Annotated in this window: 11 protein-coding genes; 4 read left to right on the top strand and 7 right to left on the bottom strand. The window is 72.6% G+C overall.

The annotated features are described in order from the left end of the window. Positions 1-50: 50 nt before the first annotated feature. On the bottom strand, positions 51-2,279 hold the full coding sequence (locus tag GFD30_RS10025; protein WP_153025038.1) for an ATP-binding cassette domain-containing protein: 2,229 nt from the start codon (positions 2,277-2,279) through the stop codon (positions 51-53). Between the two features lie 62 nt (positions 2,280-2,341). Here GFD30_RS10025 and GFD30_RS10020 point away from each other — a divergent pair, with 62 nt between their 5' ends. Beyond that, complete coding sequence (locus tag GFD30_RS10020) at positions 2,342-3,310, top strand: helix-turn-helix transcriptional regulator (protein ID WP_153025037.1); 969 nt, start codon at positions 2,342-2,344, stop codon at positions 3,308-3,310. Here the strand turns inward: GFD30_RS10020 and GFD30_RS10015 are convergent. The 5 genes from GFD30_RS10015 to GFD30_RS09995 form a co-directional block, all read right to left on the bottom strand. Continuing rightward, positions 3,307-4,422, bottom strand: a complete 1,116-nt coding sequence (locus GFD30_RS10015; RefSeq protein WP_153025036.1) for a hypothetical protein — start codon at positions 4,420-4,422, stop codon at positions 3,307-3,309. The genes GFD30_RS10020 and GFD30_RS10015 overlap by 4 nt on opposite strands. Positions 4,423-4,553: 131 nt before the next feature. Continuing rightward, on the bottom strand, positions 4,554-4,838 hold the full coding sequence (locus tag GFD30_RS10010) for a hypothetical protein (protein WP_153025035.1): 285 nt from the start codon (positions 4,836-4,838) through the stop codon (positions 4,554-4,556). A gap of 268 nt (positions 4,839-5,106) precedes the next feature. Next, entirely contained in the window at positions 5,107-5,532 is a 426-nt protein-coding gene (locus GFD30_RS10005; protein ID WP_153025082.1) for a MarR family winged helix-turn-helix transcriptional regulator, read from the bottom strand. 26 nt (positions 5,533-5,558) lie between these two features. Next, the gene (locus tag GFD30_RS10000) at positions 5,559-6,176 is read right to left on the bottom strand and encodes a type 1 glutamine amidotransferase family protein (protein ID WP_153025034.1); all 618 of its coding nucleotides are present in this window, start codon (positions 6,174-6,176) and stop codon (positions 5,559-5,561) included. Positions 6,177-6,303: 127 nt separating this feature from the next. Further along, a complete protein-coding gene (locus GFD30_RS09995; protein WP_153025033.1) occupies positions 6,304-8,808 on the bottom strand; it encodes a tetratricopeptide repeat protein in 2,505 nt (834 codons plus the stop codon). A 163-nt stretch (positions 8,809-8,971) separates the two neighbouring features. Here GFD30_RS09995 and GFD30_RS09990 point away from each other — a divergent pair, with 163 nt between their 5' ends. Further along, positions 8,972-9,121 carry a hypothetical protein gene (locus tag GFD30_RS09990; RefSeq protein ID WP_153025032.1) on the top strand — a complete coding sequence of 50 codons (150 nt, stop codon included), beginning with the start codon at positions 8,972-8,974 and terminating at the stop codon, positions 9,119-9,121. 422 nt (positions 9,122-9,543) lie between these two features. Here GFD30_RS09990 and GFD30_RS09985 read toward each other — a convergent pair whose 3' ends face one another. Next, on the bottom strand, positions 9,544-10,830 hold the full coding sequence (locus GFD30_RS09985) for an MFS transporter (RefSeq protein ID WP_194201915.1): 1,287 nt from the start codon (positions 10,828-10,830) through the stop codon (positions 9,544-9,546). Between the two features lie 254 nt (positions 10,831-11,084). Here GFD30_RS09985 and GFD30_RS09980 point away from each other — a divergent pair, with 254 nt between their 5' ends. Beyond that, the gene (locus tag GFD30_RS09980) at positions 11,085-14,444 is read left to right on the top strand and encodes a DUF4132 domain-containing protein (protein WP_153025030.1); all 3,360 of its coding nucleotides are present in this window, start codon (positions 11,085-11,087) and stop codon (positions 14,442-14,444) included. A 357-nt stretch (positions 14,445-14,801) separates the two neighbouring features. Next, positions 14,802-15,011: a hypothetical protein gene (locus GFD30_RS09975; protein WP_153025029.1), complete on the top strand. Its 210-nt coding sequence runs from the start codon at positions 14,802-14,804 to the stop codon at positions 15,009-15,011. The last annotated feature ends 31 nt before the right edge of the window (positions 15,012-15,042 follow it).

Below are 15,042 nucleotides of genomic sequence, written 5' to 3'. Positions count from 1 at the left end.
GCCACCGACCGGGTGGCGGGCCGACCGCATCGGCCCTGTCCGAAACCCGCTCAGCCCTGTCCGAGCGCCCGCGCGGTCGCCGTTCCCCGCATGTCGGCGACCGGGCCCTCGTACAGGATCCGTCCGCCGTGGCGGCCCGCGCCCGGTCCCATGTCGACGATCCAGTCGGCGCGGCGGATCACGTCGAGGTTGTGCTCGATGACCACGACCGTGTGCCCGCCGTCGACGAGCTGGAACAGCACCTCCACGAGCGTGTCGATGTCGCGCAGGTGCAGCCCGGTCGTCGGCTCGTCGAGGACGTACAGCGTCGGCTCGGCGGCGTCCCGCAGCTCCTTCGCGATCTTGACGCGCTGGCACTCGCCGCCCGAGAGGGTCGTGAGCGGCTGACCCAGGCGCAGGTAGCCGAGGCCGACCCGCTCCAGGCCGCGCAGCGCCTTCCGGATCGCGGGGTCCGGAAGCCGCTGCAGCGCATCGGCGATGGTCAGATCGTCCACATCGGCGATGGTGAGCCCGTCGACCCGGTGCCGCAGCGCCTCGGCGGTGAACCGGCGGCCGCCGCACGTCTCGCACACGGTCTCCTGCCCGTCCATGAACGCGAGGTCGGTGTAGACGATCCCCAGGCCCTTGCAGTCGGGGCAGGCGCCTTCGGAGTTCGCGCTGAAGTACTTGGCGGGCAGGCCGCTCGCCTTCGCGAACAGCCTGCGGATCGGCGCGGCGATCCCGGTGTACGTGACCGGGGTCGAACGGCGGTTGGTGCTCACGGGCCGCTGGTCGACGACGACCGCGCCGTGCTGGTCGACGAGTTCGGCCGCGAGACTCGACTTGCCGGAGCCGGCGACGCCGGTGAGCACGGTCAGCACCCCGGCCGGCAGTTCGACCGTGACATCCTGGAGGTTGTTCCGCCGGGCGTCGGCGACCTTCACCGCGCCGTTCGGCTCGCGCGGCGCCCGGTCGGCCGGAGCGCGCCGCGCGAGCGCGCGGGCGGTCGGCGTGTCGGCCTCGCGCAGCCGGTCGAACGCCCCCTGGAACACCACGCGCCCGCCGTCCGTGCCCGCGTCGGGCCCGATCTCCACGATCCGGTCGGCGACCGCCATCACGGCCGGGTCGTGCTCGACGACGAGCACCGTGTTCCCCTTGTCGCGCAAGCGCTCCAAGAGCCCGACCATGGCGTCCACGTCGTGCGGGTGCAGGCCCACCGTAGGCTCGTCGAAGATGTACAGCATCTCGATCAGGCTGCTGCCCAGGTGCTTCACGGTCTTGATCCGCTGCGACTCCCCACCGGACAGGCTCGTCGTGGTTCGCCCCAGGTGCAGGTAGCCGAGCCCGATCCCGTCCATCGCGCGCAGCCGCTCCACCAGGGCCGACACCACCGGCGCCACCGCCGGGTCCTTCACGCCCGCAACGAAGTCCGCGAGTTCGGTGACCTCCATCAGCGCCAGCTCGCCGAGCCTGCGGCCGAGCACCGTGACGGCCCGGGCCTCGGCGTTGAGCCGCTCGCCCCCGCAGTCCGGGCACGTGGCCGAGCGCGTGAACCGGTCGATGGCCTCCCGCTTGCGGTCCGAGAGGTTGTCTGACGTGCGCAGGTAGATCCGCTCGAACCACTCCACCAGGCCCTCGTAGTCAGCCGGCGGCTTCGCGCCGGGCGGCCAGTGCTCGCCGCCGTACAGCAGCGCGAGGCGCTCGCCCTCGCTCCAGTCGCGCAGCGGCGCGTCCACCGGGAACACCCCGATCTCGGTGTACTTGGAGTGCCAGTAGCCGCCGTCCACGAAGCCGGGCAGGAGGATCGCGCCCTCCTTGAGGGTCTTGCCGAGGTCGAGGAAGGCGTCCACATCGATCTCCAGGGCCTCGCCGAGGCCCGAGCAGGTCGGGCACATGCCCGCAGGGTCGTTGAAGGAGAACCGGTTCGACTCGCCGAGGTGCGGCTCGCCCACCCGCGAGTACAGCAGCCGCAGGTACGTCCACGTGTCGGTGACCGTCCCGACGGTCGACCTGGCGTTCCCGCCGAGGCGGCGCTGGTCGATCACGACCACCGGCGACAGCCCGGAGATCTCGTCGGCCTCGGGCCGGGTCCACTTCGGCAGCCGGTTCCGCAGGAACGGCGGGTACGTCTCGTTGACCTGGTGGCCGGCCTCGGCGGCGATCGTGTCGAACACCAGGGACGACTTCCCCGAGCCCGACACGCCCGCGAACACGGTCAGGGTCCCGCGCGGCACGTCGAGGTCGAGGGACTTGAGGTTGTTCGATCTGGCGCCGCGGATGCGGATCATTCGCTCGTTCATGCCTGCGACGCTATGCGCAGATGTGGCCGGTTCCTGACCGCGTTTTGCGGCACACTTGGCGCATGCCCGATGTCACCCGCCGGATGCTCTCGCTCCTGGCGACGCTCCAGACCGGCCGCTCGTTCGCCGGCGGGGAACTCGCCGCGCGGCTCGGCGTCAGCCCGCGCACGCTGCGGCGCGACGTCGATCGGCTGCGCGAGTACGGCTACCCCGTCGAGACCCGGCCGGGCCCCGGCGGCCACTACCGGCTCACGTCCGGCACCGCGATGCCGCCGCTCATGCTGGAGGACGACGAGGCGATCGCGGTCCTCCTCGGACTCGCCGCGCTCGCGGCGACCGGCAGCGCCGACGAAGGCTCGGTCGACGAGGCCGCCACCCGCGCCTACGGCAAGGTCGACCAGTACCTGCCCAAGCGCCTCCGGCACCGGATCGCGCGGCTGCGCGCCAGCCTGGAGACCGGCGGCGTCCCGGCCCCGAGCACCAGCGCCGGCAGTCTCGCCGAGCTCGCCGACGCGATCGCGGCCCGCCAGGTCGTCGCCTTCGACTACGAGCGCAGGGACGGCGCGGTGTCGTCCCGCCGTGTCGAACCGCACCGGCAGATCCACCACCTGCAGCGCTGGTTCCTGCTCGGCTGGGACCTCGACCGCGGCGACTGGCGGGTCTTCCGCACCGACCGCATCGCCGGACTGCGCCTGTCCACGACCCGGTTCGAGCCGAGGCACGCCCCGCCCGCCACCGACTACCTCACCGAAGGCATCGGCAGGAACCGCTCGCCGGTCGCGTTCACCGTCGACGCCCCGCCGGAGCCCGTCGCCGACGCGTTCCGCCACGACACGGTCGAACTGACCGCCCTCGACGACGGCCGCACCCGCGTCGCCCTGCGGCTGGACTCCTGGCAGTGGCCGCTCGTCGCACTCGCGTTCCTCGACGCCGACTTCACGATCGAGGCCCCCGAGCCCTTCGTGGAAGGATTCCGCCGCTTCGCCGAGCGGCTGCGCGCCGCCGCCGACCGGGCCGGCCGCCCGGCCTAGCCTCCGGCGAGGTGGTCCTGGGCGTTCGCCAGGTACTCCCGGATCTCCTGCTCCCACGCGTAGATCTCGGTCTCGCGATCGAGGAACCGCTCCACATACATTCGGGCCCAGGCGTCCTCGGTCCCGTCCCGCAATCCCGACTCGGCGGCGCACCCGGCGAAGTCCAGCGCCATCGCGAACTCGTACGCCACCGGGTCGGCGGCGTCCTCGGCCCCATCGGTCAGCGGCGGGATCTCCGGGCCGCCCTCGCCGTCCGGCACCGGGGCGTAGAGCTGCTGGAGGTAGAACGCGGTCGGCAACCAGCCGAGACCGTCGAACTCCCACTCCCCGTAGCCGCGGTCCTCGACGCAGAACAGGAAGTCCTGCTCCTGGTCGGCGTATCGCGCGGACAGCTCCTCGTACACGGTGCCGTCGCCGACCCAGGTCAGCGGCGTCTCGGGCAGCGGCCTGAACCAGACGTCCTCCCCGTCGGTCTCGCGGTGGCCGGGCCCGTCGTAGACGAACTCGAGCGTCTCCAGCTCGCACCCGCCGAACGGGGGCTGGGGGCCGGGCTCGAACTCCGCGTCCGGATCGGCCTCGTACGCCTCGCCCATCGCCTGATTGAAGGCGTACCGCTCGGGTCCGTAGAACGCCTCCTCCCAGGCGTCCCGGTACTCCTGCTCCTGGGCCTGCCATTCCTCGTGGGCCGCGTCCTCGGCCGGGTCGCTCCAGCCCATGTCGTCGGCGACGAACGCGAGATAGTCCGGATCGGACCGCATCGCTTCGGCCGCAGGCGTCTCGGTGTAGAAGACCCACTGGCCGAAGGCGAACTCCTCGGCCTGCGCGACGGTGGGGATGCGGCTGTAGGGAGAGGCGAACCCCTCGAACCGGTCGGGATACATGCCCCCGTGCAGCAGAAAGGGGTGATGGACCGCGAAACCCCGGTCCTCCATGCACCGGCCCGCGACCCGTGCTTCGGCCTGCACCAGCTCCCACGACAGTTCCGAACCGTTGACCAGCGTCTGCTCGATCCGGGCGAGGTCGTCCGGCGTGGCCTCCGGTTCGCGGTCAGTGCAGGCGGTCAGCGGCAGCGAGCAGACGAGCAGCGTAATCGCGATGCGACGCATCGGCATCATCGCCTTCCATGGGGGTCCCGAACGGCAGACGACACCCTACTCAGCGGCCGCTCGGATCCCGGACGGCGAAACGCCCGCCGTGATCCGGTGGATCACGGCGGGCGTGCGTCGCGCTGCGGGCGGTGCGGTCAGCGTCGGGCGCTGGCCACTTCGCGTTCGATGAAGTCCGCCACCTCGGCGGCGAAGACCTCGGGGTCGACGGCGGTGAAACCGCTGGTGCTGGACCCGACCGCGGCCGAGACCTGACCGGACTCGGTCGAGGTCATCTCGGCGACTACGTCACAGCTCGCGATGCAGAACAGTGAAAGGGTGTACCCTCGGCCGCGGAACGCGTCACGCAGGACCCGCGCGCGAGAAGGCACAATGTCGCTAAGGCCGGGCCAGACGATGACGTTCGGGGTCGGGGTCAGCACATGCAGTCCTATCTGTTCGGTCAGGAACGCATGATGCGATCGTGTGCGCGCTCGAATCTGCGCGACCGTCCGTGCGTTCCCGCAGTTTGAAGGCGACGTTCCTACCCCCATCCTATCTCGCGAAACCGGCTCGCCGGGCCGGAACAACCCGCAGGTCAGAGCTTCATCGCCCGATTCGGACCGGAAGCCGGCCTCCGGCGGCGGCGAGCACCACGGTCCGTAGTGCGATCGTGATCGTGCGTATCCGCAGTGCCTCCTGTGTGTGTTCTCAGGCCGGATCCTCCTCTGACGCCAAGGCGTCCAAGGTCATCGAAAGCTCCCGCAGCAGGCGGTGGACATCGGCGGCCCACTCGTCGCCCAGCGCCTCGCAGAGCCGGTCGGCGAACGCGGCATGCGCGGGGCCGATGCGCCGGACGGCTTCCCGGCCCTGCTCGGTCGGCGCGACGAGTTTCGCGCGGCGGTGGGCGGGGTTCGGCAGGTACTCGACCATGCCGTTCGCCGCCAGGATGTCGGCGATGCGCTGGACGGCCTGGCGGGTGATGCCCATCTCCCGCGCGATGCCGGCCACCGGCAGCGGCATCCTGAGGACGGCGCCGAGCACCTGCCAGTGCGCTGCGGTCAGGCCGGCCGGCCGGGCCAGTCCCTCCGCGACGTGGAGGAACTGGCCGTTCAGCTTGAACACGGTGACCGCCATGCCCGACAGCAGTTCTTGGCGCTCGCTCACGCGGCCGCGCCCATGAGCTCGTAGTACCCGGCCGGGTCGCCGAGGCCGTAGAGCTTGTACCACGAGTCCAGCACTTCGGGCGTGTACAGCTCGAGGGCGGCGAACACTTCGCGGGCGAACTCGACGGGCCTGGTTCCCGACGCGGTGATGAGTCCCCGGTCGGTGACCGCCGGGACGTCGCAGTAGAGCTCGGTCCCCTTGGATCCGAACGCCTCCACGAACTCGGCCGCGTTGCTGGTGTGCTTGCGGTCGTCGAGCAGCCCTTCGGCGGCGAGGCCGCCGGTCGCCCCGCAGATGGCCGCTACCGGGACGCCCGCGTCGAGGAACTGCCGCGCCCGCTTGGCGAAGTCCGCGTTGCCGCCTGTGAGCCACGTGTCGGCGCCCGGGAGGATCAGCATGGCGCTGCCCTCGGCGGTGAGTTCATCGAGCGCCAGGTCCGGCACGACCGTCAGGCCGCCCTTGGTGCGGATCGGCTCGCGGGTCGCGCCGACGGTGCGGACCTCGTACCGTCCTGGCTCGCGCTGCCAGTCGCCGTTGTTGATGTGGGCCGTCGCGTAGCCGACCTCCCAGTCGGCCAGCGTGTCGTAGACCGCCATGTGCACGTACTGCGTCATCGTCCTGACTCTTTCACTCGGTTGACAATATTCTGTCATATTGACAAGGTGTTGTCAACTCGGGTCGGCGTCCGACCGCGACGTCGCGTTCCGGCCGAGTGGCCGGACACTCCTCGCCGACGTCGGGTCAGACGTCAGCACCGGTGTCCCTCAACTTGGCGCGCAACGCATCCGCGTTCGCATGGCCGAGGTCCTCATACAGGCCCAGCGCCTCCCGCCACGCGGCCTCGGCCGCACCGGCGTCCCCCGCGTCGGCATGGACGTCCCCGATCCGGTCGAGGGTCCCGGCCGACTCGAACGGCCGCTCCAGCGTGCGGAACTCCTCCAAGGCCCGCCCGTAGTCCGCGAGCGCCCCCGCGCGGTCGCCGAGGCGGTGGCGCAGGTAGCCGAGGCTGTCGGCCACGTGCGCGGCCTTGCCGCGGTCGCCGAGCTCCTCGAAGATCGCGAGCGCCTCCAGGCACGGGGCGAGCGCCTCCTCGACCCGGTCCAGATGCGCCAGCAGCCAGCCGATCTCGTTGAGCGCGCGGGCCTGGCCGCCCCGGAAGCCGCGCTCGCGGTCGATCGCCAGCGCGGCCTCGGAGTGGCCGAGGGCCGCGGCGTAGTCGCCGAGATGCTCCTCGATGTACGACAGGCTGTGGTGGACGGCCGCCTGCCCGGCCGGATCGCCGTCGGCGCGGTGCAGGTCGAGCGCGAGACGCAGGTGCTCGCGGGCCTCGTCGAGCCGCCCGCCGAGGATCGCCGGGTGGGCGAGGTAGCGGTGGCTGCGCGCGATCGCCTCGGTGTTCCCGGTCCGCTGGGCCGCCTCGAGCGCGAGCCGTCCGAGCTCGATCTGCCGGTTCCACTCGCCGCGCTGGCCGAGGGGGTTCGAGGAGCACCACGCGAGCTGCCACACGTAGTCGTCGAAGCCGGCCTCGCCGGCGTGCGCGGCGGCGGCGAGGACGCCCTCCAACTCGTCCGCGATCCACTGCGCGGCACTGTCGTAGTCGCCGAACGACTCCGGTGCGACGCCGGGGAGGGCGGGGCCCAGGTCGATCGGGTCGCGGCCGGGTTCGGCGGCCATGGTGGCGGCCGCGCCGCTGCGGCGCCAGTGGTCGAGACCGCGCCCGATCGCCGCGTGCCGCTCGGCCTCGTCCTCGAACCGGTGCGCGAGCGCCGCGGCGTGCTCGCGGAGGAGGTCGTGGAAGGCGTACCGGCCGCGCCGGTCGACGGCCAGGAGGTTGGCCTGGACGAGTTCGCGCAGGAGCGCCAGCGTCCGATCGCGCGGCTCGGCCACGACGCTCGCGGCCCATGCGGCGGAGAAGTCGGGTGCCCGGTGGAGCCCGAGGAGCCGGTAGGCGCGCTGGGCGTCCGCGCTGAGGCGCCGGTGCGAGTGGTCCAGTGTGGGGGTCATCGCGGTGATCGGGTCGGACGGGCCGACCGCCAACTCGCCCAAGCGGTCCGAGGCGAGCTCGGCGGTGTACTCGGCGAGCGTCCGCCGCTGCGGGTGGTGGTGCGTCAGGTAGTTGGCCGCGGCGATCTGGAGTGCGAGCGGCAGCCGACCGCACTGCTCGGCGAGGGCGCGCACCTCCTCGTCGGGCGTGTGCTTGGTGGCGAGCCGGCCGAGGAGTTCGCGCAGCAGCGCGGCGGCCTCGGCTTCGGTGAGCACGTCCAGGTCGAGCCTCGTCAGCCCCGAGCTGGTGACGTCGAGGCCGGGCAGGCGGCTGCGGCTGGTGACCACCGTGAGGCAGCCCGGCTCGGTGGGCAGGAGCGGACGCACCTGGGGTTCGCTGTGGGCGTTGTCGAGCATGAGCAGCAGCCGGCGGCCGGTGAGCATCCGCTGGTACAGCGCGGCCTGCGCCTCCGGGTCCGGCGGCAGGCGGCGCGGGTCGGCCCCGGACTGGTACAGCAGCCGGAGCCGCGCGGTGACCGGGTCGACCGGGGCGGCCGCGCTGTAGCCGTTCAGATCGAGGTACAGGCAGCCGTCGGGAAGGGTGGCGCGCACCTGCGCCGACCGTGCCCATTGGACGGCCAGGGCGGTCTTCCCGACTCCGCCGATGCCGGTGATGAGCGCGAGGACGCCGGCGCCGCGAGCGTGCTCGTTCAGGAGCCGGTCGAGCCGGCGCAGTGCGAGGCGCCTGCCGGTGAACGCGCGGTTCGCGGCCGGCAGCGCCCGGGACTCCCACGGGGCGGCGGGCTCGACGCTGAGCGAGGTGCCGGTGAGGCGGCGGCGCACCTCGTCGAGCTGCACCCGCTGCGGGGTGGTGAGGCCGAGCGCGGGGTTGCTGAGGAGCTGGTCGAACCGGTCGGGCTCGTCCGAGGCGGGCGGGGGAGGAAGGTGCTCGCCTTTGAGCCAGTTGTAGACCGTACTCAGCGACACGTCCTCAGTGGACTCCGCGATTTCGCGGACGGTCGCGCCCGAATCGGCGATCCTGGCCCGCAGCCACGCGCCGAGCTTCACGGGCGTGTCGAGGTGGTCGAACTCGCCGGCCTCGACCGGCGCCCGCCGCCCCGCGGCGGAGAGCCAGGCGCGGACCAGGCCGGCGCCGACGCGCAGTTCGCCCGCGACCTCGTCGGCGGTGAGCCGGTGGCGCTCCATGTGGGCGGCCAGCCATGCCGCGAGCCGCGCGGCGGTGTCCGCTTCTCCGGGATTCATACGACCTCGCTTCCGGTCCGGCCCCGTGTCCTCTGGCTTCCAACGTATTCCAACCGGTCCTTCCCGACCGGGCGTGCTCGCGGGTTCAATCGGGTCGTCGAGGCGGCGCCGGCCCACCGGGTCCGGGTTCGCCGCCTCGGATCCGAACGGAAAGGAGACGGCGATGCGCGATCGCGAACACCGCCGCGACACCGGCTGGAACCGCGCCGTCCGCGAGGACGACTGGAACGCCGCCGGCCGGGACGACGACTGGAACGTCGCCGGTCGTGACGACGAGTGGGCGGTCCACCGCCGCGACAACGACTGGCATTAGGTGGCACCACATGCAAGACGACGACTGGCATTAGGAGGAATCACCGTGCGCGACAGCGACTGGCAATAGGCGGAATCACCGTGCGCGACAACGACTGGCAATAGGAGGAACCACCATGCGCGACAACCACTGGCGCTCGAGCGCCGCGCCCGGCAACGACTGGTAGCGGACGGCGATCCGTCCGACCGAACGGAAGGAGCGGCCATGCGCGACCGCGAGTACCGCTGAAGACGCTGCGGAACGTGATCCCGTCCGAATGCGCGCCGGGGCCCGGACACGGCCGGGCCCCGGCTTCCGCGTCCCCGCTCCCGGGTGTCGAGGAGCGGGGGCCGCGGCGTCGCCGCCGGCTCGCGCCGACGGCTCACCACTCGGCCGGGGTCCGGCGCCGTTCCCGGCTGCTGCGGTATTCGCGGTCGCGCATGTCAATCCCTCCTCTCGGCGCTCGTCGGGACCGCGGCCGCGCCCGCCTTCGCGAGTGGCGCGGCCGCGGGAGGCTGAACGGCCGCCGGGTCGCGGCCGATGCGCGCGTACAGGCCGATGCCCAGGGCCGCGGCCGAGCCGATCGCGCCGCAGACGGCGATCGCGACCGCGGGCGTGACGGCCTCGGCGAGCACGCCGGCGACGGCCATGCCGAGCCCCTGGGCGGTCTGGAGGCCGGCGGCGGCGAACCCGATCGCCCTGGCGCGCATGCCGTCCGGCACGCGCTCGGTGAACGCGACCTGCGCCAGGGTCATGTAGGCGCCCAGCAGGCCCGAGAGCGTCCACAGCGCCACCGTCAGCGGCAGGTCCGGGACGGCGACGGTGGCGACCAGCGGAAGGCCGGTGGCGGCCGCGAGCGGGACGGTGAGCCTGCGCCGCAGGACCGGCCGGAACCGGGCCACCAGGAACGTCCCGACCGCCGCCCCGATGACATCGGCGGCCATGAGCCAGCCGACGGCCGCTTCACCGGCGCCGATCTGCGCGGCGTAGGGCGCCGCCAGCGCCTCGGGGACCACGAAGCACCCGAATATCCAAGTGAGCGAAGCCAACCCGAGCAGGCGCCGGTCGGCGGCGACGTACCGGATGCCGGCGAGCGCGAAACCGCTGCGTGAGCCCGACCGCCCGCCGGGCTCGGGATCCGGCACGTGCGGGCGCAGGCCCCAGCGCAGGAGCAGGGCCGAGAGCGCGAACGTCGCGGTGTTGACCGCCAGGGCCAGGTGCGGGCTGCCGGTGGCGGCCACGAGCGCGCCGCCGAGGGTGAACCCGAGGATCTGCGCGATGTTGTCGGTGGCGGTCATGAGCCCCTGCCCGACCGGGAAGAGCGGGCCGGGCAGGACGCGCGGCGTGGTCGCCGTACGGGCGGCCGAGAACAGCGGCTGCGGGCAGGTGACGAGGAGGACCAGGGCGGCCAGGACCGGCAGCGGCAGCGACGGGATGATCATCAGCGCGCTGACGGCCGCCCGGAACAGCTCGGTGGCGGCCATGACGGTGCGCCGGGAGTACCGGTCGGCGATGCCCGCCAGGAGCGGGGCCGTGATCAGCGGCGGCAGCAGCGTCATCGCGTAGACCAGGGCGGTGATCCCCGCGGATCCGGTGCGGTCGAACACCAGCAGCGACAGCGCGACGCGCGCGAACTGGTCGCCGATGCGCGACTGCACCTGGGCGAGCCACAGGACCCGGAACTCGCCGACCGCGAGCACATCGCGGTACCGCGCCGGCCGCTCGGACATGGCTCTCCTCTGGTTCACGGAACAGATGCACTGCGGACGAACGCCATTGCACCGGCCGGCGCCCAGGATCGGAAGGACCCGTTGGAATCCGTTGGAAGCGCGGTCCGGAGACCGCCGGTCCATCCGAGTGCCCACCCGTTCGCGGTGACGGTGCGAACCCGCTGCGTGATGTCCAATAGCGAAGGCGCCCAAAGGGATCGCCGTTCGAACGCGGCGCGCGATCGATGTCGGCCGTCCTCTCTAAACTTCCTGTCATGAATCTGCCCGAGACGCGCCGCCCCGACGAAGACCGCCTCAGCCTCCCCGCGAAATGGCGGCGGCACGTGCTGCCCCGGCGCGGCCACGACCTCGAGAACACCGCCTTCGACACCGCAGTGGACCCCGGCGCCTCCGAGGCGGTGGCGCACCGGATCGCCGAGAAGCGGCCGCTGTTCGACCAGTGGCTCGCCAGATCCCAGGACGACGGCGTCGCCGCGGCGGCGGCCGCCCACCTCGAAGGCCGGCCGGACCCGCTCGGAGCGGCCGCGGTCATGCACCTGGTGGAGACCACCAAGCGGCGCCGCCACGAGTACATCCCGGTCACGATCCCCACCGCGGCCCGGCTCCAGCACCTCGACGCCTGGATCGCCGACCACGGCCTCCCCTTCGCCGCCGCCGCCCTCATCGAGGCGGCGATCGTCTACAACCGGACGTACGCGACCGACGACCGCCGCATCTCCGAAGGCAGACTCGAACGCCCGTGGCGGATCTGGATGGAGGACCTGCCGGCGGCCGCCCGCCTCTGCTCGCTCCTGGCGTCGGCGCCCGAAGCCGAGTACCGGGCGGCCGTCGCCGCGGTCGACGCCCGCCGCACCGACAACCGGCGGCGCATCTGCGCCGCAGTGCTGATGCCGACCGAGGCCGATTGGATCGCGGACGCCGCCGAGGCGGCCCGGCGCGACCACACCGCCGACGACTGGGTGTCCTGCACCATCGCGGCGGGCCTGAATCGTCTGGACCTCATCGAGGGGCACCGCCTCGACTCCCGATACACCAGCGAGCGCACCCTCGCCCCCCTCGTCGAAGGGTTCGGGCCCGACGCGCTGCCGGCGCTGACCCAGGCCGTGGGCCGGGGCTTCGAGCGGATGACCAAGCCCGCTCGCGACGCCGTCATCACCGCGATCGGGCTCATGCCCTCCGACGAGGCCACCGCCTTCCTCCTCGACAAGCCCGAGCTGCCCGGCGTGGTCACCGCGGTCATGGATCACGCCGAGCGGTTCCCCCACCGCATGCTCCGCGTGGTGGCCGCCCGCGCCGCCGAGACCGGGACCCGCGCACGCCTCGCCGACATCGTCAGATCCTCCCCGGCCCTGCTCGCCGCGCTGCCGGAGATCGACGAGCCGACCCGCGAGACACTCGCCGCCCTGCTCGACACCTCGGACTCGGTGCCCGAGGCCGCCGCCGAGACGCTGCCGCCGCTCCTGGTCGACCCGCCGTGGAAGACCAAGCGGCGCAAGCCGGTCGTCATCGACGGCCTCACGCCCTCCCTGGAGGCCCGCGTCGTCTGGGCCGACGCCGACGAACAGCGGCACTGGGCGACCATCGGCGACGACGACCCCTATGCGCGCTACGAAGGCGAAAGCCTCCAGCGGAAGCTCGACTTCTTCGAGCAGCGCCCCGACTACGACTACCTGATGACCTTCCTCGCCTGGGCCGACATCGAGCACGCCGAGCCGCTGCTCGACCGGTGGAAGGGCAGCGCCTCCGACTACGTCCACGGCCGGGAGCTCAAGCGGCTCCTCGGCAGGTTCGGGCCGCGAGTCGTCGACCGGGTCACCCCTTTCCTCAAGGGCCGCACCTCGAACGCCGAGGTCCTCATCCCGATCCAGAGCCTCGACGCCGCCCGCATCGCCGCCGAATGGCTGGCTCGCTCCAAGACCCTCGCACCCGTCGCGAAGCGCTGGTTCGACCGGCACGCCGACGCCGCGGCGCACCTGCTCGTCCCCGACGCGCTCGGCGGCGAGGCGGGACTGCGCCGGGCCGCCTTCGCCGCACTGCGCCACCTGCGCGCCTTCCACGGCGCCGAGCCGGTGACGGCCGCCGCGAAACCGTACGGCGAGGCCGCCGCCGAAGCGATCGGCGCGCTCGTCACCACCGACCCCCTCGACCCGCTCGACGCGAAGATCCCCAAGCCGCCGGCCTGGGCCGCCCCCGCCATGCTTCCGCAAGTGCTCCTCAAGGGACGCGAAGCGGCACTGCCGGCCGCGGCGGTGGAGCACCTGACCACCGCACTCGCCCTCGACACCCTCGAACTCCCGTACCCCGGCGTCGACGTCATCACCGAGACCTGCGACGCCGCATCCCTCACGCACTTCTCCTGGAAGCTGTTCGAACTGTGGACGGACGCGGACTCCCCGTCCAAGGACGGGTGGGCCTTCACCCAGCTCGCCCGCTTCGCCGACGACGACACCGTCCGCCGGCTCACGGCGCTGGTCCGGCGCTGGCCGGGGGAGCGCCAGCACAAGCGCGCCGTCACCGGGCTCCGGATCCTGGGGGCGATCGGCTCCGAGACCTCCTTGCGCGCCATCGACTCCATCGCCCGGAAGGTCGGGTTCAAGGCCCTCAAGCAGGAGGCCGGCGAGCAGATCGAGGCGGTCGCCGAGCGGCTCGGCCTCACCACCGAGCAGCTCGCCGACCGGATCGTGCCCGACTTCGGCCTCGACGACGCGACCAGCCTCGTCCTCGACTACGGGCCGCGGCGCTTCACCGTCGGGTTCGACGAGCGGTTGAAGCCGTTCGTGACCGATGCGAACGGCAAGGCGCTCAAGACCTTGCCGAAGCCGGGCGCGCAGGACGACGCCGCGGCGGCCGAAGCCGCCTACCAGCGGTTCTCCCACTTGAAGAAGGACCTGGCCGCGGTCGCGAAGGAGCAGGTGCGCCGGCTCGAGCACGCCATGGTGGCGGGCCGCACCTGGACGGCCGCGGAGTTCCGCGAGTTCCTGGCCGACCATCCGCTGATGCGCCACCTGACCCGGCGGCTCGTGTGGCTGGCCGAGACCGCCGACGGACCGACCGGTTTCCGCCTGGCCGAGGACCGGACCTTCACCGACGTCGAGGACGACGAATGGACCCTGCCGGAGGCGGCGCAGGTCCGCGTGGCGCATCCGGTCGCGCTGGGGGAGCGGCTCGCAGCCTGGTCGGAGGTCTTCGCCGACTACGAGATCGTCCAGCCGTTCGCGCAGCTCGCCCGTCCGGTCATGGACTTCACCGAGGACGAGCTGCGCAGCGGCCGCATCACCCGCTTCGACGGCGCGACGATCAAATCCGGAAGCGTCCTCGGTCTCGCCAAGTGGTGGGGCTGGCGCCGCGGGAACTCGAACGGCGTGTGGGTCGAGCCGGGCTTCCACCGCCCGCTGCCGGCGGGCGGGTACGTCGTCGTCAGCCTCGACCCGGGGATCGAGGCGTACATGGGCAGGGTCGACTCCGCGCAGATCCAGACCGTCCGCTCAGTGCGCCTGTCCCCGACCGCGGACTACGCCTCGCCAGGCGCAGGCGGCGGCCACCCGACCGACATCGACCCGGTGACCGCCTCCGAGATCCTCTACACGCTGGCGCGGTCCACTGCGCCGGCCTGACCGACGCGCGCGAGCATCACGCCCGAGGCCCTGCCGTGCTCGTTCCTCATAGGAGGGACGCCGCACGGCAGGGCCGTCTCCGTGGGGCCGATCCGCCGCGCTCGCGGCGGTACCGTACGTCCCTTGCCGCCGCCCTGTCGGCCCTCTTATTCGCGCCCGGCGCCCGCCCTGCCCGGCGGTGCAGGACCTCCGGCTGCTCGACGATCTGCGTCGCCGATCCCGCCGGTCCGCCGCTCCGCCCGTCACCGGCGCCGTCAAGGGGTGACGCCGAGGCGCCGTCCGGGGCTACAGTCGATCGTGTTCGCCGGCGCAGCGGGCCGCTTCGCCGTATGGCGGGCACGACTGAAGGGACCCCACATGGAGCCGCGCAAAGACGTCAGGGTGGTCTTCACGGGCGACAACGTCCTGTACCTGCAGGGACTCGACCCCGACGAGGTCGCCCGCCTGCAGCAGGACCTCGGCGGCGGTATCACGTACCGGCATCTCCGGGGCACCGAGGACGACCGTGAGGTCGTGATCTTCCCCGGCAACGTCGCCTACATCGAGGTCACGACCGCGAACCGCTGATCGGCGCTCCCGCCCGGTCACGTGCGCGGGT

The organism is Glycomyces albidus, from assembly GCF_009451885.1.
Classification (GTDB): domain Bacteria; phylum Actinomycetota; class Actinomycetes; order Mycobacteriales; family Micromonosporaceae; genus Glycomyces; species Glycomyces albidus.
This window is presented reverse-complemented; position numbering and strand designations above follow the sequence as displayed.